24 protein-coding genes are annotated in these 26895 nt (G+C 59.9%); 9 read left to right on the top strand and 15 right to left on the bottom strand.

The window, feature by feature from the left end; genetic code table 11:
• Positions 1-61 precede the first annotated feature (61 nt).
• The gene (locus HU730_RS18645) at positions 62-529 is read right to left on the bottom strand and encodes a PA2169 family four-helix-bundle protein (protein ID WP_034128518.1); all 468 of its coding nucleotides are present in this window, start codon (positions 527-529) and stop codon (positions 62-64) included.
• Positions 530-733: 204 nt separating this feature from the next.
• On the opposite strand from HU730_RS18645, the gene HU730_RS18640 reads away from it, so the two are divergent.
• Together HU730_RS18640 and HU730_RS18635 are read left to right on the top strand one after the other, a co-directional pair.
• Positions 734-970: a DUF3820 family protein gene (locus tag HU730_RS18640; RefSeq protein ID WP_003193750.1), complete on the top strand. Its 237-nt coding sequence runs from the start codon at positions 734-736 to the stop codon at positions 968-970.
• Positions 971-980: 10 nt separating this feature from the next.
• Positions 981-2156 carry an aminotransferase class V-fold PLP-dependent enzyme gene (locus HU730_RS18635; RefSeq protein WP_186527764.1) on the top strand — a complete coding sequence of 392 codons (1176 nt, stop codon included), beginning with the start codon at positions 981-983 and terminating at the stop codon, positions 2154-2156.
• A 205-nt stretch (positions 2157-2361) separates the two neighbouring features.
• Here HU730_RS18635 and HU730_RS18630 read toward each other — a convergent pair whose 3' ends face one another.
• The 3 genes from HU730_RS18630 to zwf are packed head-to-tail and all read right to left on the bottom strand — an operon-like array spanning position 2362 to position 5211.
• Complete coding sequence (locus tag HU730_RS18630; RefSeq protein ID WP_026067364.1) at positions 2362-3027, bottom strand: bifunctional 4-hydroxy-2-oxoglutarate aldolase/2-dehydro-3-deoxy-phosphogluconate aldolase; 666 nt, start codon at positions 3025-3027, stop codon at positions 2362-2364.
• 17 nt (positions 3028-3044) lie between these two features.
• The gene (gene pgl, locus HU730_RS18625; RefSeq protein WP_186527763.1) at positions 3045-3758 is read right to left on the bottom strand and encodes a 6-phosphogluconolactonase; all 714 of its coding nucleotides are present in this window, start codon (positions 3756-3758) and stop codon (positions 3045-3047) included.
• Positions 3745-5211, bottom strand: coding sequence for a glucose-6-phosphate dehydrogenase (zwf, locus tag HU730_RS18620; protein ID WP_034128521.1), 1467 nt, complete (start codon positions 5209-5211; stop codon positions 3745-3747). Before zwf ends, pgl begins: the two co-directional genes overlap by 14 nt.
• A 220-nt stretch (positions 5212-5431) precedes the next feature.
• On the opposite strand from zwf, the gene HU730_RS18615 reads away from it, so the two are divergent.
• Positions 5432-6292 carry a MurR/RpiR family transcriptional regulator gene (locus HU730_RS18615; protein WP_169856377.1) on the top strand — a complete coding sequence of 287 codons (861 nt, stop codon included), beginning with the start codon at positions 5432-5434 and terminating at the stop codon, positions 6290-6292.
• Between the two features lie 188 nt (positions 6293-6480).
• Here HU730_RS18615 and HU730_RS18610 read toward each other — a convergent pair whose 3' ends face one another.
• The 10 genes from HU730_RS18610 to HU730_RS18565 all read right to left on the bottom strand — a co-directional run bounded on the left by HU730_RS18610 (position 6481) and on the right by HU730_RS18565 (position 17802).
• Positions 6481-7326: a D-hexose-6-phosphate mutarotase gene (locus tag HU730_RS18610; RefSeq protein WP_054896703.1), complete on the bottom strand. Its 846-nt coding sequence runs from the start codon at positions 7324-7326 to the stop codon at positions 6481-6483.
• A gap of 98 nt (positions 7327-7424) precedes the next feature.
• Positions 7425-8771, bottom strand: a complete 1347-nt coding sequence (locus HU730_RS18605; protein ID WP_054918236.1) for a carbohydrate porin — start codon at positions 8769-8771, stop codon at positions 7425-7427.
• Between the two features lie 85 nt (positions 8772-8856).
• The gene (gene ugpC, locus HU730_RS18600; RefSeq protein WP_186527762.1) at positions 8857-10017 is read right to left on the bottom strand and encodes a sn-glycerol-3-phosphate ABC transporter ATP-binding protein UgpC; all 1161 of its coding nucleotides are present in this window, start codon (positions 10015-10017) and stop codon (positions 8857-8859) included.
• Between the two features lie 2 nt (positions 10018-10019).
• Complete coding sequence (locus tag HU730_RS18595) at positions 10020-10865, bottom strand: carbohydrate ABC transporter permease (protein WP_034128525.1); 846 nt, start codon at positions 10863-10865, stop codon at positions 10020-10022.
• Positions 10858-11766 (bottom strand): sugar ABC transporter permease, encoded by a 909-nt coding sequence (locus tag HU730_RS18590; RefSeq protein WP_003193765.1) that lies wholly within the window; start codon positions 11764-11766, stop codon positions 10858-10860. Before HU730_RS18590 ends, HU730_RS18595 begins: the two co-directional genes overlap by 8 nt.
• 169 nt (positions 11767-11935) lie before the next feature.
• A complete protein-coding gene (locus HU730_RS18585) occupies positions 11936-13222 on the bottom strand; it encodes an ABC transporter substrate-binding protein (RefSeq protein ID WP_003193767.1) in 1287 nt (428 codons plus the stop codon).
• A gap of 104 nt (positions 13223-13326) precedes the next feature.
• The gene (locus tag HU730_RS18580; RefSeq protein ID WP_186527761.1) at positions 13327-14586 is read right to left on the bottom strand and encodes an AGE family epimerase/isomerase; all 1260 of its coding nucleotides are present in this window, start codon (positions 14584-14586) and stop codon (positions 13327-13329) included.
• A gap of 270 nt (positions 14587-14856) precedes the next feature.
• On the bottom strand, positions 14857-15681 hold the full coding sequence (locus HU730_RS18575; protein WP_096144823.1) for an ATPase: 825 nt from the start codon (positions 15679-15681) through the stop codon (positions 14857-14859).
• A gap of 127 nt (positions 15682-15808) precedes the next feature.
• Positions 15809-16807 (bottom strand): NAD(P)-dependent oxidoreductase, encoded by a 999-nt coding sequence (locus tag HU730_RS18570; protein WP_034128528.1) that lies wholly within the window; start codon positions 16805-16807, stop codon positions 15809-15811.
• Between the two features lie 98 nt (positions 16808-16905).
• Positions 16906-17802: a LysR family transcriptional regulator ArgP gene (locus HU730_RS18565; RefSeq protein ID WP_034128529.1), complete on the bottom strand. Its 897-nt coding sequence runs from the start codon at positions 17800-17802 to the stop codon at positions 16906-16908.
• Positions 17803-17902: 100 nt separating this feature from the next.
• On the opposite strand from HU730_RS18565, the gene HU730_RS18560 reads away from it, so the two are divergent.
• From HU730_RS18560 to HU730_RS18540, 5 genes are all read left to right on the top strand, one after another.
• Positions 17903-18502, top strand: coding sequence for a LysE/ArgO family amino acid transporter (locus HU730_RS18560; RefSeq protein ID WP_034128530.1), 600 nt, complete (start codon positions 17903-17905; stop codon positions 18500-18502).
• A 178-nt stretch (positions 18503-18680) separates the two neighbouring features.
• The gene (locus tag HU730_RS18555; RefSeq protein WP_003175739.1) at positions 18681-19277 is read left to right on the top strand and encodes a Fe-Mn family superoxide dismutase; all 597 of its coding nucleotides are present in this window, start codon (positions 18681-18683) and stop codon (positions 19275-19277) included.
• A 550-nt stretch (positions 19278-19827) separates the two neighbouring features.
• Positions 19828-21879, top strand: coding sequence for a bifunctional diguanylate cyclase/phosphodiesterase (locus HU730_RS18550; RefSeq protein ID WP_106118368.1), 2052 nt, complete (start codon positions 19828-19830; stop codon positions 21877-21879).
• Between the two features lie 126 nt (positions 21880-22005).
• Positions 22006-23343: an imelysin family protein gene (locus tag HU730_RS18545; RefSeq protein ID WP_034128533.1), complete on the top strand. Its 1338-nt coding sequence runs from the start codon at positions 22006-22008 to the stop codon at positions 23341-23343.
• Positions 23344-23646: 303 nt separating this feature from the next.
• Entirely contained in the window at positions 23647-25101 is a 1455-nt protein-coding gene (locus tag HU730_RS18540) for a TrkH family potassium uptake protein (RefSeq protein WP_003193780.1), read from the top strand.
• Here the strand turns inward: HU730_RS18540 and HU730_RS18535 are convergent.
• On the bottom strand, positions 25058-26116 hold the full coding sequence (locus HU730_RS18535) for an AraC family transcriptional regulator (RefSeq protein ID WP_106118369.1): 1059 nt from the start codon (positions 26114-26116) through the stop codon (positions 25058-25060). The genes HU730_RS18540 and HU730_RS18535 overlap by 44 nt on opposite strands.
• A gap of 160 nt (positions 26117-26276) precedes the next feature.
• Between HU730_RS18535 and HU730_RS18530 the strand changes: the two genes are divergently transcribed.
• Positions 26277-26588: a DUF962 domain-containing protein gene (locus tag HU730_RS18530; protein WP_186527767.1), complete on the top strand. Its 312-nt coding sequence runs from the start codon at positions 26277-26279 to the stop codon at positions 26586-26588.
• Positions 26589-26895 lie beyond the last annotated feature (307 nt).

Below are 26895 nucleotides of genomic sequence, written 5' to 3'. Positions count from 1 at the left end.
CACCGCTTTCGCGAGCAAGCCCGCTCCCACACTAGGTCCAGCGTAGGTCTTACCTCAGGTCTTACGACTGAGCGCGAGCCTGGTTACGCAGGGCTTTTACCTGGTCGTGGTTGCGCTGTACACCGTGGTACTGACGCTCAACCAAGTCACGAATGCCCACCAGGTTGTGCTTGTTGATCTTCTCGATCGCTTCCTTGTAAGCCTTCAGTGCGTGGTCTTCACCGCGCTCGGCTTCGTTCAATACGGCCTCTTCGTCCTTGCCGGTGACCATCGACTTCACGTCGACCCAGCCACGGTGCAGGGCGCCGGCGACACTACCGGACTTCTCTGGATCGCCGCCCAGGGCACGCACAGCAGTTTTCAGTTCTTCGGCAGCGGTACCGCAATCAACAGCACGCTTGGCAAACAATGCCTTGAGTTCCGGATGCTTGATGTCTTCAGCGCATTCCTTGAAACCCTTTTGGCCGTCGATGCTGGTCTCGATCAGGTCGTTCAGTACGGAGATCGATTCTTTGTTGATATCAGTCATTTTTCAATTCCTTGTACGGGTTAGAAGGTTGCCTTGGTTATTGCAGCGCCCGTGCCAGGTTTATAAAAATTATTTTTATGTTTATTTTCAATAAGTTACGAATTATTGAACCATCTGTATGTTGGTTATTTGCATGATCTGTCATTTGGCCTTCATGCAGAATGCCTGTATTTTCGAAAGCCTGGCCTCAACCCTACGACGCTCATGAATCCCGAAAAACTCGAACTGCTGATCACCCGCCAAATGCCCTTCGGCAAATACAAAGGCCGGATCATTGCCGACCTGCCCGGGCCCTACCTGAACTGGTTCGCCCGCGAAGGTTTCCCCCACGGCGAATTGGGCGGTTTGCTGGCCTTGATGCAGGAAATCGACCACAACGGCCTGTCCGAATTGCTCGAACCGCTGCGCGCCAAACACGGCAGACCCGCCCCCCGTCACTAAGAGACTCACCATGCCAAGGAATGCTGATAACGAACCGCACTGGCAGGCCATCGCCCAGCGCTATGAATACGAGCCCGGTCCGATCAACCTGGAAAACGGCTACTTCGGGCGTATGAGCCGGGCGGTGCAGGCCCAGTACCTTGAGCACATCAGCTTTATCAACCGCAGCAACTCTGTGCATGTGCGCCAGCGTTTTGAACAGGGTGAAAACAACGAGATACGCCGCCAGTTGGCCGGCTTGATTGCTGTCGACCCCGAATCGGTCGCTTTCACCCGTAACGCTACCGAAGCCTTGCAGTCACTGATCCGCAACTACAACCGCCTGCAACCCGGCGACCAGGTGCTGATCAGCGACCTGGAATACGACACGGTCAAAGGCGCCATGCGCTGGCTGGCATCGACTCGCGGCGTGGAAGTGATAGAGGTGGCCCACACCCACCCGGCCAGTGTCGACAGCTTGGTGCAGACTTATCACGATGCGTTTGTGCAGTACCCGCGTCTGAAATTAATGGCCTTGACCCATGTGACCCACCGTACGGGCCTGGTCATGCCGGTTGCGGCCATTGCCAAGGCCGCGCGCGAACGCGCAATCGACGTGATCCTCGACGGCGCCCACGCCTTGGGCCAGATCGAATTCAACCTGGCCGAACTGGGCATTCAGTTCGCAGGCTTCAACCTGCACAAGTGGATCGGCGCGCCGTTGACCCTGGGCTTTTTGTACATCGCACCGGAGCGCCTGGCCGATATCGACCCGGATATGGGCGAGTTTCACTACCCAGCCACCGATGTGCGAGCGCGTACGTCCTACAGCACGCCGAACTTTCCGGCGCTGATGACCTTGCCCCTGGTGTTTGAAGAGCATCGACAGTTGGGTGGCGCTGCGGCCAAGGGCGCACGCGTCAATTACCTGCGCAACCTGTGGGTAAACCAGGTACGGCCGTTGCCGGGGATTGAAGTGCTGACCTCGGATGACCCGCGACTGTACTGCGGGATCACAGCCTTCAAGTTCATCGGGCGTGATCAGCAGATGATGGTGGACAGGTTGCTCAAGGAGCACGGCCTGTTCACCACTACGCGCACGGGGGCAGCGTTTGGCACCTGTATCCGGGTGACGCCGGGGCTGGTGACGTCGGCGGCGGACATCAATGCGCTAGTCCATGCGATCACCAAACTAAACACCGTTTAAAACTGTGGGAGCTGGCTTGCCTGCGATAACGGTGTACCAGCCAAAGATGGGCTAACTGATAAATGGCTATCGCAGGCAAGCCAGCTCCCACCTTCAGAGCAGCGATGTGCTTGAGGTTTTTTTACAGGCAAAAAAAAGCGGCACACCGACCAAGTGCGCCGCAAAAATGCCGTAAAGCACAGCAACAACGATTCGATAAATCAGTTCAGTCCAGCAACGCCAGCGCCTGGGCAGTGACTTCCTGGATACGCGCCCAGTCGCCGTTCTTGACCCACTCCGGATCCAGCATCCAACTGCCGCCCACGCACATTACGTTTTTCAACGCCATGTAGCTCTTGATGTTGGCCGGACCAACACCGCCAGTCGGGCAGAATTTGACTTCGCCGAACGGGCCGCCGAGAGCCTTGATGGCAGCAACACCACCGCTGACTTCAGCCGGGAACAGCTTGAAGCGGCGATAACCCAAGCCGTAGCCTTCCATGATGCCGGAGGCGTTGCTGATGCCCGGCAGCAGCGGGATCGGGCTGTGCACCGAGGCTTCCAGCAAGTCACGGGTGATGCCGGGGGTGACGATAAATTGCGAGCCTGCCACTTCTGCCGCTTCGAGCATGTGACGATCAAGCACGGTACCGGCACCGGTGCACAGCTCGGGACGTTGCTCGCGCAAGACCTGAATGGCCTTGAGGCCGAACTCGGAACGCAGGGTCACTTCCAGCGCGGTCAAACCGCCAGCGGCCAGGGCGTCGGCCAACGGCAGGATGTCCTGCTCGCGGGCGATGGTGATCACCGGCAGGATCCGCGCCTTGGCGCAGAGGCTGTCGATCAAGGCAACTTTATCCGCCATGGACACGGTCGGTTGAGGGCTTTTCATAGCGGCTGATCCTTGGCTCATGGGCACCAGTAAATCTCTAGAGTAGGTTGCAAAAACGCGCGAATCGGCATGGCAGCAACATCGTCGCTGGCCAGGGCGGCGCTCAAGGTAGTCAATTTCGAACTGCCGGAAATCGACAGCACGGTGTAGCTGGCCGTGGCCAGTAGCGCACGACTCATGGTCAGGCGCTGGTGCGGCACAGTGGGCGCCAGCATCGGCCAGCAACGGCGGGTACCGTCGGCCTTCAGCGCTTCGCTCAGGTTAGGGCTGTTGGGGAACAGCGATGCGGTGTGGCCGTCATCGCCCATGCCCAGCACCAGCACATCAATGGCTGGCAACTCGCCCAGCAGGCGATCGGCCTGCTCGGCAGCGTCTTCAAGATTGGCAGCGGGGATGTACAGGCTCAAGAACTTCGCCTTGGCCGCCGGACCTTGCAGCAAGTGTTGCTTCAACAGGCCAGCATTACTGTCGGCATGTTCGACCGGCACCCAGCGTTCATCGGCCAGGGTGATGGTGACCTTGGACCAGTCCAGGCCCTGCTTGGCCAGGTTCTGGAAAAACGCCACGGGGCTGCGGCCACCGGACACCACCAACGTCGCCTCGCCACGGGCACTGATGGCCGAGCGCAGTTGCTCAGCCACGTCATTGGCCAGGCCATCGGCCAGCAGCGCAGGCGTACGGTACTCATGGGCAGTGACGCCCTGAGGCAGTTTCAATTCAGATATCGCCATACCACGACCTCCCATCCCGCGTGATCAGTGCAATGGAGCTCATCGGCCCCCAGGACCCCGCCGCATACGGCTTGGGCGCATCACCGGATTTTTTCCACCCGGCGATCAACTGGTCACACCACTTCCACGCGGCTTCGATTTCATCTTTGCGAACAAACAGGTTCTGATTGCCGCGCATCACTTCCAGCAACAATCGCTCGTAGGCATCGGGGATGCGTGCGCTGCGATAGGTGTCGGAAAAATTCAATTGCAGTGGTCCGCTGCGCAGTTGCATGCCTTTGTCCAGGCCCTGCTCCTTGGTCATCACACGCAGGGAAATACCTTCGTCCGGCTGCAGGCGGATGATCAGCTTGTTGCTGATCTGCAGACGCTGCTCCGGGGCGAAGATGTAGTGGGACGGTTCCTTGAAGTGAATGACGATCTGCGACAGTTTTTGCGGCATACGCTTGCCGGTACGCAGGTAGAACGGCACGCCGGCCCAGCGCCAGTTACGGATATCGGCACGCAGGGCAACGAACGTCTCGGTGTCGCTCTGGGTGTTGGAGTTGTCTTCTTCCAGGTAACCCGGCACGGCTTTACCAGCGCTGTAGCCGGCGATGTACTGGCCACGGACTACCTGAGTGGTCAGGCCCTCGGGGCTGATCGGCGCCAAGGCCTTGAGCACCTTGACCTTCTCGTCGCGGATGCTGTCGGCGGACAGGTCGGCAGGCGGGTCCATGGCAATCAGGCAAAGCAGTTGCAACAAGTGATTCTGGATCATGTCGCGCAGCTGGCCAGCCTTGTCGAAGTAACCCCAACGGCCTTCGATGCCAACCTGCTCGGCCACGGTGATTTCCACGTGGGAGATGTAGTTCTGATTCCACTGGGTTTCGAACAGGCTGTTGGCGAAACGCAGGGCGATCAGGTTTTGCACCGTCTCTTTGCCCAGGTAGTGGTCGATGCGGTAGGTGCGGTTTTCCGGAAAGAACTGCGCCACGGCGTCGTTGACCTTGCGCGACGACTCCAGGTCCGAACCGATGGGTTTTTCCAGCACTACGCGGGTATTTTCCGCCAGGCCGACCTTGGACAGGTTTTCGCAGATCGCGCCGTACACCGCCGCCGGGGTGGCGAAGTAGGCAATCAGGCGTTGCTCGCTGCCGGCTTTTTCGGCCAGGGCGACGTAGTCGTCGGCCTTCATGAAGTCGACATGCACATAAGCCAGGCGTGCGAGGAAACGCTGGGCCACGGCTTCGTCGAGCTCTTTGCCGACGTATTTACGCAATTCTTTTTCGATATGGGCCAGGTGTTGCTGCTCGGAGCCGGCTTCACGGGCCAGGGCCAGGATGCGTGTGTCGTCGTGCAGCAACCCGGCGCCATCGAGTTGATAAAGGGCAGGAAATAACTTGCGCAGCGCCAGATCACCCAAGGCGCCAAACAGGGCAAAGGTGCAGGGTTCCACGGTTATCGAAGGCATGATGTTTGTTCTTTTATCAAGTTAAGCTACAAATACCTTTTTTCAAGGTATCACTCAAGGAAAAATGTAGTAATAACCACAACATTTTCCCGAAATACGCATTGCGAGTGGTGGTGTTCAGCTACCCTCAGTAGGATAGGCCACCGCGAAAAGCCACTCATCGATTGGTTACCGCCTTTTTATTTGCATCGTCGCCCGAAGGAAAGACTGAATGGACCGCGTGCGAAATCTTCTGGAACAGATCCGGAACCGCCTCGAAGAATTGAACAAGGCCGAGCGCAAAGTCGCTGAAGTGATCCTGCTCAACCCGCAGCAGGCCACACGCTTCTCGATCGCCGCCCTCGCCCAGGCCGCCTCGGTCAGTGAACCGACGGTCAACCGCTTCTGCCGTTCATTCGGTGTCAGCGGTTACCCTGAACTCAAATTGCAGTTGGCGCAAAGCCTGGCCAGTGGCGCCGCGTATGTCAGCCGCGCCGTGGAGGCCGATGATAACCCCGAGGCCTACACCCAGAAGATCTTTGGCAGCGCCATTGCCTCCTTGGACAGTGCGTGCCAGGCCCTGGACCCGGCGCTGATCAGCAAGGCCGTGGACTTGTTGATCCAGGCGCGGCAAATCCACTTCTTTGGCCTCGGCGCTTCGGCCCCCGTAGCCATGGACGCGTTGCACAAGTTCTTCCGCTTCAACCTGGCGGTGACCGCCCATGCCGACGTGCTGATGCAACGCATGATCGCCTCGGTGGCGCACACCGGTGAGTTGTTCGTGATCATTTCCTACACCGGCCGTACCCGCGAACTGGTGGAAGTTGCGCGTATCGCTCGGGAAAACGGTGCGTCAGTGCTGGGCGTGACCGCCGAAAACTCGCCGCTGGCCAAAGCCAGTACGGTGAGCCTGAACATCCCGCTGCCGGAAGACACGGATATCTACATGCCGATGACTTCTCGGATTATCCAGTTGACGGTGCTGGATGTGCTGGCGACCGGCATGACCTTGCGTCGCGGGGTGGATTTCCAGCCGCATTTGCGCAAGATCAAAGAGAGCTTGAATGACAGCCGGTATCCGGTGGGGGATGAATTCAACTAAATCCGTGTCAACTGATCGTTCCCACGCTCCGCGTGGGAATGCCTCACTGGACGCTCTGCGTCTGCCTTTAGCGTCGTGACGCGGAGCGTCATAGGCTGCATTCCCACGCGCAGCGTGGGAACGATCATGAATTCAACTAGCAGGCAGCTCTTCCAGCAGTACCTGCGATAGCGCCATCAGCCACACCGCTAAACCCCTGCCCTGGCCTGTAAACTCAAGTGGGCCCTCTCCCCCGGCGCCAGGCTCGCCGCCGCCATCGCCGCCTCTACGCACACAAACCCCGACGCTTCGTTAAAGCTCACGCCCAACAGCGGCCGGCTCCCCGGGTGCCACACCACCGTGTCGGCGCTGTCGCCGGTGTCGATGCACAGTTCACGCTGCCAGGCGTGGTCCTTGAGCTGCAATTCGCCCTCATGCTGGAACACCCGCTGGCATCCGCCATCGACCCGCAATTCACCTTCCTGCTGGCAAACCTGGCGATTGAGCTGGTCGTAACCTTGTGCTCCTTCGAGCCCAGACAGCGCTACCTCATCGACGTGACCAATACGCCAGTAAGCGTGCAATGCATGGCTCAACTGGCACGGCAGCTCGTCGTGATGCTCGGTGCTCAGGCGCAGTTCCAGGGTGTCACCCAGGTGCGCGTGCAAGTCCACCTGCCAGTCGCACAGCTGCAATTGCCAGTGCAGGCGCACGCCGTCGTCATCGGTGCTGCTGTCGAGCAGTTTCCAGTCGATCAAGCGGGCCCATCCGTGGGACGGCCAGGCATTTTCGCTGGGGTGGCGGCCATACCACGGCCAGCACACCGGTACGCCGCCCCGAATGGCGCCGACCTGTGGCCACTTGGCCGCGCACCACAGCCATGGCTTCTGGCCGGTGGGCTGAAAATGCAACAATTGCGCACCCTGGCGACTGAACACCGCCTGGCACAGGGGGTGGTCGATCACCAACACATCGCGCATCTGAAAGCGCTCCCAGGCGAACACTGGACGCTCGCGCAGGGATTTGAAAAAGCGTTGCAGCGGTTGCTCGTGCATGTGCCCAGGTCCCGAATATCACAGTGCCACGCAAAAAAAAGCGGATAGCCATGGCTACCCGCAAATGCGCACAGAGAGAGGAGCTTATCGCAACAGCGTTAGAACGTAGACTGAATTTTCAGGCCCGCTACCAGCGCGTTGTCGACTTTATCCACGCCGCCAGGCTGGACAACGTACTGCAGGTTCGGACGCACAGTCAGCCAGTTGGTGACGTGGAAACCGTAGTTGAGTTCGACGTTGTATTCAGTCTCACGAATCGGCGTGTACAGCGGATTGTCGTAGTCGCTCACACCATTGGCGGCGTTGAGCAATTGAGAGTTCTTCTTCACGTCATCGTTGACATGCAGGCGAGCGACGCCAATGCCGACGTCATCTTTTGGACGCGCGTCGAATGGGCCTTTGTACACGAGCATCAACGACTGGTAGTTGTCGACCAGGTTGGTTTCCTTGTCATGGAAGGTCGCGTTGGCTGCAATGTTCAGGCCACGGGAAGCGTCGCCGTTATGGGTGGTGAGTTGCTGTTGCGCAACGAACCAGTAACCTTTCTTGCTGCTGCGGGTACGGAAGTCGGCGCCGCTGAGGACCGCATCGTTACCGTTGACGTCTTCACGTACATCCGGAGCATCGGCCGCACTTTTATAGAAACCCACACGGTATTCGCCCGGCAGGTTATTAACCTTCGGCGACCAGACCAATTCCACCGGAATCACGGTGCCCTTGGTACCACTGCCGCTGAGTTTGAAGCCGTTGCCGTGCTCCAACTGCGACGGGTTCTGGTTGTAGGCACCGATTTGCGCATACAGCTCAGGCGTGATGTTGTATTTCACGCGGATAGCGGCCTGGGCGACCGGCCAGTTGTACCAGGTATTGACGTAGTTACCGACCTGCGAGCCGCAGAACGACAGGTTCTGGAAGTCGCAAGGGAAGGTGTTGAAGTCTTCGCCTTCACCGAAGTAACCGAGCTTCACGTCCAGCTTGTTGTCGAACATCTGGTGCTGAATCCAGAACTGGGTCAGACGCACCATGTGGCCACGGCCATACACTTCTTGCGAGGAACTCAAGGTGCCGGCACGCGGGTCGCCAATGCGGTCATTGGAGATGTTCTGGCCATTACGATTGGTCAACTGGATCTTGGCCTGGGTGTTATCCCAGCCCCACAGTTTTTGCAGGTCCAGCGCCACGCCCAGACCGAACTGGTCGGAGTAACGACCGGTCTTGTCGTCGTTGTAGCCGCCGTGGGCGTTGTAGCCCATCTCGCCCACGTAGTCGGCCTTGATGTCGATACCTTGCTCGATCAGCTTGGTACGTTCGCCGCCCCAATCGCCGGTCATCCACTTGGAATCGGCGCTGAATGCATCGGCCGCCATCGCATTGGCGGACAATACAAGGGCTGCTGCCGCTGACAGTTGGCAGATCAGCCGGGTGTTGTTGTGTTGCTTTTTCATCCCTACATCCTCGTCTTTATTGTTATTAAACTGTTTTTATCTAACGCGGGTTACATTTTTTAACTAAAACAATCACTTATCTTGCTCAACGCCCCTTGAACTGGGTCACATTGTCGGCATGCCCCTGTGCCGGCAATGAAGCCACTACGCCCAACCGCTCACCGGTCTTGGCGTCAAACAGCAATACCTTGGCCGGGTCGAACTGCAAGGTCAGTGTCTCGCCCACTTGCGGTGCCACGTCCGGCGCCAAACGGCAGCAGACCTTGGTGTCATTGAGCTGCACAAACACCAGGGTGTCCGGGCCGGTAGGCTCGGTCACCTGCACTTCGGCGCGAATGCTCGACGAGCCGTTGCCCTCGCCCGCTGCCAGCACGATCTGCTCCGGGCGCAGGCCCAGGATCACATCGCGGTCTTCCAACCCTGCGTCATTCATGCCCAGCGGCAACTCGCAACGGGCCTGGCCGCTGTCGAGCAGCGCGACCAGACCACCGTTCTGGCGTTTTAGACGCATGGGAACGAAGTTCATCGGTGGTGAACCGATAAAGCTTGCCACAAACAGGTTGGCAGGGTCGTTGTAAATTTCCTTCGGGGTGCCGAATTGCTGAATGATGCCGTCCTTCATCACCGCCACTTTGTCGCCCAGGGTCATCGCTTCGATCTGGTCGTGGGTCACGTAGACGGTGGTGGTTTTCAGACGCTGGTGCATCAGCTTCATTTCGGTACGCATCTCGACCCGCAGCTTGGCGTCGAGGTTGGACAGCGGTTCGTCGAACAGGTAGATCTTCGGCCGACGCGCCAGGGCACGGCCCATGGCCACGCGCTGTTGCTGGCCACCGGACAACTGGCCCGGCTTGCGGTTGAGCAGGTGTTCGATCTGCAGCAACTTGGCCACGCGCGCCACTTCGGCGTCGATGTCGGCTTGCGGCATCTTGCGGATCTTGAGGCCGAACTCGATGTTCTCGCGCACGCTCATGGTCGGGTACAGCGCGTAGGACTGGAACACCATGGCGATGTCACGGTCCTTGGGGCTCATGCCGCTCACGTCTTGATCACCGATCATGATCGCGCCGCCGGTGATGGTCTCAAGGCCGGCGATGCAGTTCATCAGCGTGGATTTACCACAGCCCGACGGGCCGACCAGGATGAGGAACTCGCCTTCCTTGATCGACAGTTCGATGTTCTTCAAGGTGTCGGGCAGGCCGGCGCCATAGGTCTTGTTTACATTGCGAAGTTCAAGCGTAGCCATGATTACCCCTTGACCGCACCGGCCGTGAGGCCGCGCACGAAATACTTGCCTGCGATCACATAGACCAGCAGGGTCGGCAGCCCGGCGATCATCGCCGCCGCCATATCCACGTTATATTCCTTGGCCCCGGTGCTGGTGTTGACCAGGTTGTTCAGCGCCACCGTGATGGGCTGGGAGTCGCCGCTGGAGAACACCACACCGAACAGGAAGTCGTTCCAGATCTGGGTGAACTGCCAGATCAGGCAGACCATGATGATCGGCGTCGACATCGGCAGGATGATCCGGCGGAAGATGGTGAAAAAACCCGCTCCGTCCAGGCGTGCTGCCTTGATCAACGCATCCGGGATGCTCACGTAATAGTTACGGAAGAACAGCGTGGTGAACGCCAGGCCGTAGACCACGTGGATAAACACCAGGCCGGTGGTGGTGCTGGCCAGGCCCATCTTGCCGAGGGTGAACGACGCGGGCAGCAGCACAGTCTGGAACGGCAGGAAGCAGCCGAACAGCAGCAGGCCGAAGAACAGCTGCGAACCCCGGAAGCGCCAGAACGACAGCACGTAGCCGTTCAAGGCGCCAATGGCGGTAGAGATGAGCACAGCAGGAACGGTGATCTTGATCGAGTTCCAGAAGTAGCCATCCACGGTGGCCCAGGCCTTGACCCAGCCGATGCCGCTGACCACGGTGGGCCAGCTCAGCAGGTTACCGGTGCTGATGTCTTCCGGGGTCTTGAAGCTGGTGAGCAGCATCACCACCAGCGGCACCAGGTACAGCAGCACCGCCAGGATCAGCACCGCGTAGATCGCGATGCGGCTCAGGCTGATGGCAGGTTTGGTGGCGAGACTAGTCATTGCGCTTGGTCCTCAGCTCGGAATACAGGTACGGCACAATGATCGCGAGGATCGCACCGAGCATCAGGATTGCACTGGCCGAACCCATGCCCATCTGGCCGCGACTGAAGGTGAACGAGTACATGAACATAGCCGGCAGGTCGGACGAGTAGCCCGGGCCGCCTGCGGTCATTGCCGCCACCAGGTCGAAGCTCTTGATCGCAATGTGCGCCAGGATCATCACCGCACTGAAGAACACCGGGCGCAGGCTCGGCAGCACCACGCTCCAGTAGATACGCGGCAGGCTTGCGCCATCGATCTGCGCAGCGCGGATGATCGACTGATCAACACCGCGCAGGCCGGCGAGGAACATCGCCATGATAAAGCCCGAGGCTTGCCACACAGCGGCGATCACCAGGCAGTAGACCACGCGGTCCGGGTCGATCAGCCAGTCGAGACGGAAGCCTTCCCAGCCCCAGTCCCGCAGGAGTTTGTCCAGGCCCATGCCCGGGTTGAGCAGCCATTTCCAGGCGGTACCGGTGACGATCATGGAGAGCGCCATCGGGTACAGGTAAATGGTGCGGATAAAGCCTTCGCGGCGGATTTTCTGGTCGAGGAAAATCGCCAGCAGCACACCGATCACCAGGGTGATGCCGATGAACATGCCGCCGAACACGGCCAGGTTCTTGCTCGCCACCCACCAGCGGTCGTTATCGAACAGCCGCTGATACTGCGCCAGGCCCGCCCATTTGTAGCTGGGCAGGAAGGTCGAGGTGGTGAACGACAGCACGAACGTCCACAGGATGTAGCCATAAAAGCCCACCAGCACGATGAACATGCTCGGCGCCAGCACCAGTTTAGGGAGCCAGCGCTGCAGCACATCGAATGGCGAGGCCTTGCTGAACACAGCAACAGAACTCATGGGAAAATCCAGTACAGGGAAAAAGGACTACAGCCTGCAGGAACCCGCTTTTGTGGCGAGGGAGCTTGCTCCCGCTCGGCTGCGAAGCAGACGCTGTCTTTGGGGGCGCTTCGCACCTCAGCGGGAGCAAGCTCCCTCGCCACAGCAAGCCGGGTTCCTACATAGGGTGTTACTTGGCCGACTTGATCGCCGCGCCAAGCTTCTTGGCCGTGTCGGCCGGGTCGGCTTTCGGGTCGTTGATGAAGTTGGTCACGACATCAAAGAACGCACCTTGCACCGCCAGGGTGGTGGCCATGTTGTGCGCCATGCTTGGCTGCAGGCCGCCAGTCTTGGCGTCGGCCAGGAAGTCCTTGGCGGCGGTCTGGGCGCAGGAATCAAAGCCGTAGGATTCCATCTTGGTCAGCATGTCGTTACGCACAGGGATCGAGCCCTTGTTGATGCTGAACACCTTCTGGAAGTTTTCACCCAGCACTACTTTGGCGATGTCCTGCTGACCCGCAGCAGTGCCTTTGTCTTTCTGCTTGAACACCGCCAGGGAGTCGATGTTGTAGGTGAAGGCTTTATCAGTGCCCGGGAAAGCAACGCACTCATAATCCTTGCCGGCGACTTTCTTGGCGGCGGTCCACTCGGACTTGGCCCAGTCGCCCATGATCTGCATGCCGGCCTTGCCGTTGATGACCTTGCCAGCTTCCAGGTTCCAGTCCTGGCCCTTGCCGTCGACGTCCATGTAGGTCGCGACTTTCTTCAGCTCGGTGAGGGCCTTGACCATTTCCGGGCCGGTCAGTGCGCCGTTATCCAGGTCGACCAGCGCTTTCTTGTAGCCATCAGCGCCCATTACCGAAAGCACCACCGCTTCGAACACGGTGCTGTCCTGCCAAGGCTGGCCGCCGTGGGCGAGCGCAATGAAGCCTGCAGCCTTGAGCTTGTCGCCCGCTGCATAGAATTCTTCGAGGGTGGTTGGGTTCTTGGTGATGCCGGCTTTCTTGAAGACTTCCGGGTTGATCCACAGCCAGTTCACGCGGTGGATATTCACCGGCACGGCCACGTAGTCACCGTCGTATTTCACGGTGTCGGAGACTTTCTTGTCGAGCAGCGAATCCCATTTTTCTTCTTTGGCGACGTCTTTGAGCACGTCGGTGTCGAGCAGGCCAGTAGAGGCCCATTCCTGAATATCGGGGCCTTTGATCTGGGCAACGCCTGGCGGGTTGCCAGCGACCGCACGGCTTTTCAGCACGGTCATGGCGGTGGCGCCACCGCCGCCTGCCACTGCACCGTCTTTCCAGGTGAAGCCGTCTTTCTCAACTTGGGCCTTCAGGACATCCACAGCCGCTTTTTCACCGCCGGAGGTCCACCAATGCACCACTTCCACCGTACCTTTGGAGTCGGCGGCAAATGCACTGAGGGGGAACAACGAGGCAATGGAAATAGCGACGGCGAGGCGATTAATCGCGTTCATCTGAGTACCTTTTCTTGTTGTTATGCATGCAAGTCTAGAGCTTGCGCTGCACGGAGTTTAAACATGGATTTTCGGGGCGCAGGTAACAAAGGGACGTACAAATGTCACCACCTGGTGACATAGCATCCGCTGCCCAATGCACTGGCCAGGCTGGGTGCCAAGGGCAGTGCAGGCAGCACGACCGCTTGCCAGGCATGGTACAGGTCAGGTTTGCCGCCCCAGATTTTACTGCTGGGTTGGTTGTGCGGGCTGAGTTCGTGGTGCCAACTGCCCTGGAGCCGGTCGATGAAGTAGGTTTCGCAAAACTCCCAGAAGCGTCGGTACCAGGTTTCGTAATGCAGCTCGCCGCTACGTTTGAGCAGCGCCTGAGCAGCGGCGCTGGCTTCAGCATGGGTCCAGTGCAGGCGCTCGCGTACCACCGGGCGCTGGTTCCAATCCAGAGTGTAGACAAGGCCCGGCGCACCATCCACCGCCCAGGCGTACTCGCAGGCACTGGCGAACAGGCCTTTGGCGTCGCTCACCAGCCAGTCCGGCGTGGTCAGCTTGGCCTTGAGGCGCGCAGCTTCAAGGTGCAGCAGCAACCGCGCCCATTCGAAACCATGGCCGGGGGTGATGCCGTAGGGGCGAAAGCCATCGGCGGGGTTGTCTTGGTTGTAACCGAGCAACGGCTTCCAGTGCGCATCGAAATGTTCGATGACCATGAACTGGTTGCCAGCGGCGTGGGTGTGGATCACCCGTTCGACGATGCGCAGCGCACGGTCCAGCCAACGTGTATCACCACTGACATCGGCCAATGCCAGGAAAGCTTCGGTGGCGTGCATGTTGCTGTTGGCGCCACGATAGGCTTCGACGCCGCTCCAGTCCCGGGCAAAGGATTCGAGCATGACGCCCTCCTCTTCGCTCCAGAAGAACTGGTCGATGATATGGACGGCGTCGTTCATTAATGTGTGCGCTCCCGGCGCGCCGGCCACCACGGCAGAGCTGGCGGCGAGGGCCACGAAGGCGTGCAGGTAGGCGGCCTTGCCGGTGTTGCCATCAGCCGCCTGGGGCGCGGCGAACCAGCCACCGTGCTCACTGTCACGCAGCGGGCCGCTGAGCGCTGCCACACCGTGCGCCACCAGTTCGGCATAACCCGGCAACCCCATGGCATGGGCCATGGCAAAGCTGTGGGTCATGCGCGCGGTGTTCATGGTTTCGGCGCGGGCATTGGCCGGCAACTGGCCTTTATCGTCGAGGTTGCCGAACCCGTCCGGCAGGCGCGATACCTTGGCGAACGCCAACAGGCGCTGGCCTTCCGCGGCGAGCCAAGCGTAATGGGCAGGTGCATTCAGCCAACTGCTGGCAGGCAGTGGTTGGGTGGTCATGGGTGGCCCTTATTGTTTTTTTGGGATGACCGGAGTCTAAACAAGGGCGTGGGATGGGCAAGTAACGAAGGGGAAAAGAAATGTCACCGAGTGGTGACAATCAGCACCCTAATGTAGGAGCGAGCTTGCTCGCGAAAAGCTCACAAGCGCCGCGTTTATTCCAGGAAACCTGCGTGATCGTTAACGTTTTTTGCGAGCAAGCTCGCTCCTACAGAGAACGATTCAGATCGTTCGCACGCAGAGCGTGGGAACGAGCCTGTCCGGTCTACATCATTGCCCCAGTGGGGTGACCGCAGCAGGCGCATTGAGACGCTGATTCAAGTTCTGCACCTGGCTCTGCAAGGTGGTGATATTGCGCGTGGTCTGGATGCGGAACACGTCAAATTCCTTGTTGGTCGGCGCGTCGATATTGGCCGGCTGGTTTTCCTGGGCGCTCTTGAGCACCAGCACGTCCTGCTCGAGGCGGGCGATGGCCGCGCTTGGGTTGCCTTGTTTCTTCAAGGCCGCCACATCGGTGGCCAGGCTCTTGCTCTCGGCCTGTGCTGCCGTGAGGCTGGTGACCGCGTCAGTGAGGGCCTGCACCTGGCCTTGCAGCTTGGTATTGGCCGCTGTCAGCTCGGTGTTGCTGGCGCTCATCTGGGCCAGGCGGCTGTCCAGTTCGGTGGTTTGACCGGCGACGCCCAACTGTTGCTTGCCCTGCTCCTGCAACTGGGCTTCCAGTTGCTTGATCTGCAACTTCAAGGCTTCGCTGCCGTTGTTCACATTCGCTTCGCTGGCCACGACCTTGCCGGAAATCGCCTGTAGCCGTCCTGCCGCTTCCTCGCTGATACGGGCAAAGCTTTCCTGGGTGGCAACCAACTGCTGGCCCATCAGGGAAATCTGCTGGAAGCTCCACCAGGCCAGGCCCGCAAAGGCGATCAACAGCGCACCGACCAGTGCCCACAACGGGCCAGTGCTGGCGCTCTTGACCTTGACCACGGGCGTCGTTCGCGAACGCACCGACGTCGCGGGGGTCGGCACGAAATCATCGTCATCCCCAAGGTCGGCCCGCAGGCTGGGAACGTTGTCGAAGTCGTCTTTAGCATCGTTACGCATGAATCTACCCTGAATCAATGAGATGGCTGGCTGTAAAGCCGAGCGGCAGGAGTATAAACCGCACTCCCGGCGCATGGATCGACTCGGAACCTGGAATGGGGTTCCCGAAGTGTTGCTGCTTATGAGGTTATTGGCGGCCCGGGTCCTGGGCTTTCCACCAACTGCAGAACTCGTCGAGCGCGGCCCACAGGCTGACCTTGGGCTCGTAGTCGAGATAATGCCTGGCGCGACTGATGTCGAGGGTGAAGTTTTTATTCATCACTTGCATGCCCAGACGCGATAACGCCGGTTCCGGCCGCCCCGGCCACATCGCGCAGAATGCCTCGTTCAACGCCGCCACGCTGTAGGACAAACCGTAGGATCGATAGCGGGTCACTTGGGGCAGCTCCATCTGCCGCATCACGTAGTTCACCACATCCCAGATCGGCACCGGTGCGCCATTGCTGATGTTGTAGGCTTTGCCCAGGGCCGAGCCGGTGGCGAGCAAACTGCTGAGCAGCGCCTCGTTGAGGTTGTGCACGCTGGTGAAGTCGACTTTGTTCAAACCGTCGCCGACGATCGCCAGACGGTTCTTGCGCTGCATTTTCAGCAAGCGCGGGAAGATACTCATATCGCCGGCCCCGGTGACAAAGCGTGGGCGCAGGGCTATCACTTGCAGGCCGAACTCCTGGGCGCCGAACACCTTCTGCTCGGCCAGGTACTTGGTAGCGGCATAGGGATGCTTGAAACGCTTGGGCACTTGCTCTTCGGTGAGCCCAAGGTGATCGCGACCGTCAAAATAGATCGACGGCGACGACAGGTGCACCAGGCGCCCCACGCGCTGTTTCAGGCAGGCTTCGACGACGTTTTCGGTGACCAATACGTTGTTCTGGTGGAAGTCCTGGTACTTGCCCCACAGCCCGACGGCGCCGGCGCAATGCACCACGGCTTCGACATCGCGGCACAGGTCGCGCACAAGGTCGGCATCATTCAAATCACCCTGGATGAACTCGGCACCGCGCCGCACCAGGTGTTCCACACCCTCGGCGCGCCGCCCGTTGACCCGCACGTCCAGGCCCTGCTCAAGGGCGAAGCGCGCAAAGCGCCCGCCAATGAAGCCGCTTGCGCCGGTGACCAGAATTTTCATGAAGCCTCCTACGGATGCAGCTGCAAGCGTCAAGCTTAAAGCTGCAAGTTAAAAACGATCTGCGAGCTCTTCACCCGCAGCTTGCAGCTTGACGCTTGTCACTGCTGATAGGGCACCAGCCAACGGCCACATACCTGGGCCAGATGGTCGGTCAACAAGCCCAACAGTTGCCCGCCACTGCGCCAATGATGCCAGTACAGCGGCACATCGATGGGCTTATCTGGCAATAACTCGACCAATACACCGGTTTCCAACTGGTCGCGCACCTGCAATTCAGGCACCAGGCCCCACCCCAGGCCGGCTTCCGTCAGGCGGATAAAACCTTCGGATGACGGGCACAGATGGTGTTCGAAACCACCGTCCACGCCAAGGGACGCCAGGTAGCGGTGCTGCAGGAAATCATCCGGGCCGAACACCAGCGCAGGCGTGCGCGCCAATTGGTCGGCCCGCACGCCTCCAGGAAAATGCCGCGCCAGAAAGGCCGGGCTGGCCAGCGCCCGATAACGCATGGCGCCCAGCAACAGGCTGCGAGCACCGGCCACAGGACGCTCGCTGGCACAAATGCAGGCCGCCACTTCACCGGCGCGCATGCGCTTGAGGCCCACGGTCTGGTCTTCGACCACCAGGTCCAGCAACACATGCTGTTCGGCGCAGAAGTCGCTGACTGCCTCGGCCCACCAAGTGGCGAGGCTGTCGGCATTCAGGGCAATGCGCAAGCGCTCAGGCATGCCCTCCTCGTCCAGGGCCGGCACCTGGCTTTGCAGGTCACGCTCCAGCAGACGCACCTGCTGCACATGGTTGAGCAGGCGCCGACCGATATCGGTGGGCGTTGGCGGCGAGGCCCGTATCAACACCGGCTGGCCGACGCGCGCCTCCAATAGCTTGATGCGTTGGGAGATGGCTGATTGCGACAGCCCCAACACCTGGGCACCGCGCTCAAAGCCGGCTTGTTCCACCACCGCCGCCAAGGCGGAAAGCAATTTATAGTCGAACATCAGTTTCTCTAATGAGCGATCAGCAATATTGGTTTTTCTTATACAGCCCCGACCCGCACCATAGCCAGCATCGTTTGAGCATCAACAAGGATCTCTTTCTATGTGGCAAAGCTATATGAACGGTTTGCTGGTGGCCCTCGGGTTGATCATGGCAATCGGCAGCCAAAATGCATTCGTCCTCGCGCAGAGCCTGCGCCGCGAACACCACTTACCCGTGGCGGCGTTGTGTGTGATCTGCGACGCACTGCTAGTGGCCGCTGGGGTATTCGGGCTGGCCACCGTGCTGGCGCAGAGCCCGATACTGCTGGCGGTGGCACGCTGGGGCGGCGCAGCGTTCTTGCTCTGGTATGGCGCATGCGCGCTGCGCAGGGCGTGCTCCAAGCAGAGCCTGGACCAAAGCGACACCCTCAAGACGCGCTCATTGCGCGCTGTGCTGCTGAGCGCTTTGGCGGTCACCTTGCTCAACCCCCACGTCTACCTGGACACCGTCCTGCTGATCGGCTCCCTGGGCGCGCAACAAACCGAACCCGGTGCCTACGTAGCCGGTGCAGCCAGTGCATCGTTCCTGTGGTTCGCCACCCTGGCGCTGGGTGCGGCATGGTTGGCACCCTGGCTGGCACGCCCGGCCACCTGGCGCCTGCTGGACCTGCTGGTGGCCGCGATGATGTTCTCGGTGGCCTATCAACTGATCAGCGCCTGAGCAATATTCCAAAACGCTCTGGAACCTCTATCCCACACAGTTGTTGCGTGGTTATGCCGCACCCCCGGTGCTATGATCGGCCCCCTGCGCCGCAAAGAGTACAAACTCCCCGACGCATGTTTGGCCGCCCGTGATCGGCCTTGCGCTCACCGCAACTGACCTGATTAGGAGAATCATCATGGCTTTCGAATTGCCGCCGCTGCCCTACGCACACGATGCCCTGCAGCCGCACATCTCCAAGGAAACCTTGGAATACCACCACGACAAGCACCACAACACCTATGTCGTGAACCTGAACAACCTGGTGCCTGGCACCGAGTTCGAAGGCAAGACCCTGGAAGAGATCGTCAAGTCTTCCTCGGGCGGCATCTTCAACAACGCCGCTCAGGTCTGGAACCACACTTTCTACTGGAACTGCCTGGCGCCGAACGCCGGCGGCCAACCAACCGGCGCACTGGCTGAAGCCATCAACGCTGCGTTCGGTTCGTTCGACAAGTTCAAGGAAGAGTTCACCAAGACTTCGGTCGGCACCTTCGGTTCCGGTTGGGGCTGGCTGGTGAAAAAGGCTGACGGTTCCCTGGCCCTGGCCAGCACCATCGGCGCCGGCAACCCGCTGACCAACGGCGACACCCCGCTGTTGACCTGCGACGTCTGGGAACACGCCTACTACATCGACTACCGCAACGTGCGTCCCAAGTATGTAGAAGCGTTCTGGAACCTGGTCAACTGGAAGTTCGTGGCTGAGCAGTTCGAAGGCAAGACCTTCACTGCCTAAGCGACGCTTGCAGTAAAAAGAGCCCGGCGATTGCCGGGCTTTTTCATGGGCGCCCTGATTGCCATGCCGGAAATCCCGGAACCCAACGGTAACTATTCACCACACAACCGCCAGGAGGAATAAACCTCCTCAATCAATGTGGAGAATGACAATGGATCCTATTTCAACGGCCGCGGGTGCAGTGCCAATGTTATCCGGTCTTCTTGAGAAGGGAATGGACCTGGCGAAAAGCGCACTGGACTTGACGAACAAACTCGTAGACATCGCGGGTGAACAGTCAAAGGTCGGAGGGGAAGAGCAACAGCCAGAGGGTAAGATCAATTTTTGAGAGCGTCGCCAAACAGAAGGCGGATCTGTTCCGCCTTCTTCTCTGCCAGGCATCCAGCCCACGCCAAACCCTCTGCCCACGTCTCATAAGCGGGTATCCCTCCACGTTTATCCAGCCCCCCTCAATTAATCTCAAGCCCGAATGTCCCTTTGACTGCCATCACCAGATTGCCAATACTCATGGCATATTGACGGCCACCCGCATGAGACAAGGAATGCCCCTTTGAAGCTGGAACTCAAGAACAGCTTGTCGGTGAAGTTGCTACGGGTTGTGCTGCTTTCGGCATTGATCGTGGGTGTGGCGCTGAGCGTGGCGCAGATCGTTTTTGATGCCTACAAGACGCGCCAGGCCGTGGCGGGCGATGCCCAGCGCATCCTCGACATGTTTCGCGACCCCTCGACCCAGGCCGTGTACAGCCTTGATCGCGAGATGGGTATGCAGGTGATCGAAGGTCTGTTCCAGGACGACGCTGTGCGCATGGCTTCCATCGGGCACCCCAACGAGACCATGCTGGCGGAAAAAAACCGTCCTTTACAGCAGTCGCCCAGCCGCTGGTTGACCGACCTGATTCTTGGCCAGGAACGCTCCTTTACTACCGCGTTGGTGGGCAAGGGCCCCTACAGCGAATATTACGGCGACCTGAGCATCACCCTCGACACCGCCACCTATGGCCGAAGTTTTCTGGTCAGCTCGGTCATCATCTTTATCTCGGGCGTATTGCGCGCCCTGGTCATGGGGCTGGTGCTGTACCTGGTGTATCACTGGATGCTCACCAAACCGCTGTCGCGGATGATCGAGCACCTGACCTCGATCAACCCGGACCGCCCCAGCGAGCACAAGATCCCTCAGCTCAAGGGCCACGAACGCAACGAACTGGGGCAGTGGATAAACACCGCCAACCAATTGCTCGAATCCATCGAGCGCAATACCCACCTGCGCCACGAGGCCGAATCGAGCCTGTTGCGCATGGCCCAATACGACTTCCTGACCGGCCTGCCGAACCGCCAGAAGTTGCAGGCGCAACTGGACAAAATCCTCACGGACGCCGGCCGCCGGCAACGCCGTGTCGCGGTGTTGTGCGTGGGGCTGGATGATTTCAAGAGCGTCAACGAGCAATTCACCTACCAGGCCGGCGACAAACTCTTGTTGGCGCTGGCTGATCGCTTGCGCGCCCATAGTGGCCACCTGGGCACGCTCGCCCGCCTGGGCGGCGACCAGTTCGCCCTGGTGCAAGCCGATATCGACCAGCCCTACGAAGCCGCCGAACTGGCGCAAAGCATCCTTGATGACCTGGAAGCAGAGTTCGCCCTTGAGCATGACCTGATCCGCCTGCGCGCCACCATCGGCATCACGCTGTTCCCGGAAGATGGCGACAGCACCGAGAAGTTGCTCCAGAAAGCCGAGCAGACCATGACCCTGGCCAAGAGCCGCTCGCGCAACCGCTATCAGTTTTATATCGCCAGCGTCGACAGCGAAATGCGCCGGCGTCGTGAACTGGAGAAAGACTTGCGAGACGCCTTGGGCCGCGAGCAGTTTCACTTGGTGTACCAACCACAAGTCAGCTATCTCGACCATCACGTGGTCGGTGTGGAAGCCCTGCTGCGCTGGCAACACCCGGAACATGGGCTGGTACCGCCGGACTTGTTCATTCCGTTGGCGGAACAGAACGGCACCATCATTCCCATCGGCGAATGGGTGCTGGACCAGGCGTGTCGGCAACTGCGCGAATGGCATGACCAGGGTTTCACCGCGCTGCGCATGGCCGTCAACCTGTCCACCGTGCAACTGCACCACACCGAGTTGCCGCGGGTGGTCAACAACCTGATGCAGATCTATCGCCTGCCGCCCCGCAGCCTGGAGCTGGAAGTTACCGAGACCGGCCTGATGGAAGACATCAGCACCGCAGCCCAGCACCTGCTGAGCCTGCGTCGCTCCGGCGCGCTGATCGCCATTGATGACTTCGGCACCGGCTACTCATCCTTGAGTTACCTCAAGAGCCTGCCCCTGGACAAGATCAAGATCGACAAGAGCTTCGTCCAGGACCTGCAGGACGACGACGATGACGCCACCATCGTGCGCGCCATTATCCAATTGGGCAAAAGCCTGGGCATGCAGGTGATTGCCGAAGGCGTGGAGACTGCCGAACAGGAGGCCTACATCATCTCCGAGGGGTGCCATGAGGGGCAGGGTTATCACTACAGCAAACCGCTGCAGGCCCGGGAGTTGACGGCTTATCTGAAGCAGTCCGAGCGCAATAACGCCGTGAGTCTTTGAATTTACACTTCGATACTCAATATTTCCCGCGTATAAGCCTTTACACAAAATGCAAATCTTTCGCATTATGTCGCAGCGTTTGCGCTCCCCGCGCGCCCTTTCAACAACCGAAGCAGGATGTTCGCCATGATTCGTATGCCCCTGGCCACCGCCAGTCTGCTGGCCATTGCCATTTCTCTCGCCGGTTGCGGCGAAGGTAAAGACAAGGCCGCCGCGCCCCAGGCACCCGCTGCCGCCAGCACTACCGCACCGGCGGCTGCCCCGGCTGGCCAGGTCGACGAAGCGGCCGCCAAGGCCGTGGTCGCGCACTACGCAGACATGGTGTTTGCGGTGTACAGCGATGCCGAATCCACCGCAAAAACCCTGCAGACCGCAATCGATACCTTCCTCGCCAACCCGAACGACGAAACCCTGAAAGCGGCCCGTACCGCCTGGATCGCCGCACGCGTACCCTACCTGCAGAGCGAAGTATTCCGCTTCGGCAACACCATCATCGACGACTGGGAAGGCCAGGTGAACGCCTGGCCCCTGGACGAAGGCCTGATCGACTACGTCGACAAGTCCTACGAGCACGCGCTGGGCAACCCAGGTGCCAACGCCAACATCATCGCCAATAACGAGATCCAGGTCGGCGAAGACAAGGTCGACGTCAAGGAGATCACTCCGGAAAAACTCGCCAGCCTCAATGAACTGGGCGGTTCCGAAGCGAACGTCGCCACCGGCTACCACGCCATCGAATTCCTGCTGTGGGGCCAGGACCTCAACGGCACCGGCCCAGGCGCGGGCAACCGCCCGGCGTCGGACTACATGACCGGTGATGGTGCAACCGGCGGCCACAACGAGCGTCGCCGCACTTACCTGCGAGCTGTCACTCAACTGCTGGTCAGCGACCTGCAGGAAATGGTCGGCAACTGGAAGCCCAACGTCGAAGACAACTACCGCGCCACCCTGGAGTCGGAACCTGCGACCGATGGCCTGCGTAAAATGCTGTTCGGCATGGGCAGCCTGTCTCTGGGCGAACTCGCCGGGGAGCGCATGAAAGTATCCCTGGAAGCCAACTCGCCAGAAGACGAGCAAGACTGCTTCAGCGACAACACCCATTACTCGCACTTCTACGACGCCAAGGGCATCCGTAACGTTTACTTGGGCGAATACACCCGTGTTGACGGTACCAAGCTGACCGGCGCCAGCCTGTCGTCCCTGGTGGCCAAGGCCGACCCGGCAGCAGATGCAGCCCTCAAGGCTGACCTGGCCGCCACCGAAGCGAAGATCCAGGTGATGGTTGACCACGCCAACAACGGCGAGCACTACGACCAGTTGATCGCCGCCGACAATGAAAAGGGCAACCAGATCGTGCGTGACTCGATTGCCGCCCTGGTCAAGCAGACCGGCTCGATCGAAGCCGCTGCTGGCAAGCTGGGCATCAGCGACCTGAACCCGGACAGCGCTGATCACGAGTTCTGATCAAGCGCAGTTGAAAGAGGCGACCTGCGGGTCGCCTTTTTCATGCGCGCAATAACTGCCGCCGTTATACCTGTGGGAGCTGGCTTGCCTGCGATGGCGGTGGTTCAGTCGACTGATCTGTAACTGACACACCGCCATCGCAGGCAAGCCAGCTCCCACATTGGATTGCGGGGCGTCAGGTGGATATCCGCCGGCTGGCAGGCCAGCTCCCACAGGGGTTCTCCATCAACCGGCAGCCCTTGGTTTACAAGACCTGCACCGCAGGTAGAATGGCGCCTCTGCCCAATCACCCGAGCGAACTTCATGGCGTTGCCGACCCTGCGCATCATCGGTTTCATCATCGGCATCTTCCTGATCACCCTTGCGGTCGCCATGGTGATCCCGATGGCGACCCTGGTGATCTTCGAACGCACCAGCGACCTGCCCTCGTTCCTGTGGGCCAGCCTGATCACCTTTATCGCCGGCCTGGCGCTGGTCATCCCTGGTCGCCCAGAGCACGTGCACCTGCGCCCCAGGGACATGTACCTGCTGACGGTCAGTAGTTGGGTGGTGGTGTGCATCTTCGCCGCCCTGCCCTTTTTGCTGACCCAGCACATCAGCTACACCGACTCGTTCTTCGAAAGCATGTCCGGCATCACCGCCACAGGCTCCACCGTGTTGAGCGGGCTGGACAGCATGTCGCCGGGCATCTTGATGTGGCGTTCGCTGCTGCACTGGCTCGGCGGTATCGGCTTTATCGGCATGGCGGTGGCGATCCTGCCGCTGCTGCGCATTGGTGGCATGCGCCTGTTCCAGACCGAATCCTCGGACCGCTCGGAAAAGGTCATGCCTCGTTCACACATGGTGGCGCGCCTGATCGTGGCGGCGTATGTGGGCATCACCATCTTCGGCAGCCTAGCCTTCTGGTGGGCCGGAATGGGCGTGTTCGATGCGATCAACCATGCGATGTCGGCGATTTCCACGGGTGGGTTTTCCACCTCGGACGAGTCCCTGGCCCATTGGAAACAACCGGCGGTGCACTGGGTCGCGGTGGTGGTAATGATCCTTGGCAGCTTGCCGTTCGCCCTTTACGTGGCCACTTTGCGCGGTAACCGTCGAGCGCTGATCAAGGACCAGCAGGTGCAAGGCTTGCTCGGCCTGTTGCTGGTGACCTGGCTGGTACTCGGCACCTGGTACTGGTGGACCACCAACCTGCATTGGCTCGATGCCTTGCGCCATGTTGCGCTGAACGTGACGTCTGTGGTGACCACCACCGGCTTTGCACTGGGGGACTACAGCCTGTGGGGCAACTTCTCACTGATGCTGTTTTTCTACCTGGGCTTTATCGGCGGCTGCTCGGGCTCCACCGCAGGCGGTATCAAGATCTTCCGTTTCCAGGTGGCCTACATCCTGCTCAAAGCCAACTTGAATCAGTTGATCCATCCCCGCGCGGTGATCAAGCAGAAGTACAACGGCCATCGCCTCGATGAGGAGATCGTGCGCTCGATTCTGACTTTTTCGTTTTTCTTCGCCATTACCATCTGCATGATCGCCCTGGCCCTGTCACTGCTGGGCGTGGACTGGATGACCGCATTGACCGGCGCCGCCAGTACCGTTTCCGGCGTCGGCCCCGGCCTGGGCGAAACCATCGGCCCGGCCGGCAACTTCGCCACCCTGCCGGATGCCGCCAAGTGGATCCTGTCCCTGGGCATGTTGTTGGGACGCCTGGAGATCATCACCGTGTTTGTGTTGTGCATTCCGGCGTTCTGGCGTCACTGACGGTCGACATTTGCTGCAACCGCGCCCGGTATTCGCCGGGCGTGGCATCGAACCAGCGGCGAAACGCGCGGAAAAAGTTGCTCGGGTCGGCAAACCCCAACAGGTAGGCGATTTCCAGCAAGGTCATGCTGGGTTGTGCCAGGTACTGCTCGGCCAGTTCGCGCCGGGTGTCATCAAGCAAGGCCTGGAAACTGGTGCCCTCCTCCTGCAAACGCCGCTGCAAGGTGCGCTGGGACAGGTGCAGCGTCTGGGCCACCGCTTCGCGCTTGGGCTCGCCCTGAGGCAACAGGCGGCACAGCACCTGACGCGCCTTATGGGTCACGCGGCTTTCGGAAAAACGCGCCAGGTACTCACCGGCAAAGCGATCATGCAACAGCGCCATGGATTCGTTGGCCGTGGGCAGCGGCGCCTCCATGTCCGCCTGCTCGAAAATCAGCGCGTCATAGGGTGCATTGAATTGCAAAGGCGCATGAAAGGCCTGTTGGTAGGGCGCCAGGTCCGCTGGCTGCTCGCCTTGCAGCAGCACTTTGCGGGGCTGCAGGGTGCGCCCGGTGAGCCAGCCACACAGGGCCAGGGCGCTGGCCAGCGAGGCTTCGGCGCTTTGACGGGTGGGCGGCAGGTGATCGCCATGCACCGTCAGAATCAACGCATAGCCTTCGGGTAACAGTCGAAAACTCAAATCAGCGCTTTCGGCGATGATGCGCTGGTAGCGCACCAATCGCATAAAGCCTTCGGCCAGGGTGTTGCTGGACATCAACGCATAACCGGCAACGTGAAACGAGGCCGGGCGCACCACCTTGCCCATGTTCAGGCCAATCGCCGGGTTACCCGACACCTCTACCGCGCGTTGCCACAGGCGGGTCATGGCGTCTTGCGGGAAGCGCGCATCGGGATCACTGAGGGCCGCATAATCCAGGCCCAGTTGCTTGAACAAGGCACGGCAATCCAGGCCATCCATTTCCAGCGCCTTGACGATGCCCATCGCCCAGCTTGCAGAAGTTGTTCGTTCGCTCATGGCGTCTTCTTGTTGAAAGCAGGCTCAAACGGCAGCCAGGAAGCCAAGGATACTAAAGTGGCATCTATTGTCACTGGCTGTTACCACTGATCACTCTAGACTCAAATAAGCTCCCCGCCGCACACCCGTTGGCGGCACAACAACCAGAGGGCCGGTGACCGTGGAAAACATCAAGAAATACAACAGTTTTGCCGAGTTCTACCCGTACTACTTGGCCGAGCATGGCAACAGCACCTGCCGACGCCTGCACTTTATCGGCACCACCCTGGTAATAGGCATTCTCGCGTACGCCATCGGCAGAGGCTCATTGGTTCTGCTGCTGGCGTTGCCCCTGGCGGGCTACAGCTTTGCCTGGATTGGCCACTTCTTCTTCGAAAAGAACCGCCCCGCCACCTTTCAGCACCCGTTCTACAGCTTGCTGGGGGATTTTGTGATGTACCGCGACATGATTCTGGGCAGGGTGCCGTTCTAGGGGTGTGACCTCATGTCACTTGCGTCTGAACCATTAAAATTGTGCATACGTCGAGATAAAAGTCTTTTTGTCATTTACGGTGCTGTATCCTGCCAAGGCTTTTTGAGAGCGCGGAATCACCTGCGATTGAAAAAACAGACCTTGCGAGGAGCGACCACGATGCACGAGATACCTAATCTCCCCTTCCCAAGCCTGCACCCAACTGAGCAGCCAACACCGCAGCAGGCCAGCGACAAGCAGCCTGAGGCCAAAGAAGCAAAACCAGTCGAGCGCGAAAGCCGAGACTGACGCCGTACCAGACCGTGTG

Source organism: Pseudomonas sp. SWRI22, assembly GCF_014268395.2.
Taxonomy (GTDB): Bacteria; Pseudomonadota; Gammaproteobacteria; order Pseudomonadales; family Pseudomonadaceae; genus Aquipseudomonas; species Aquipseudomonas paracarnis.
This window is presented reverse-complemented; position numbering and strand designations above follow the sequence as displayed.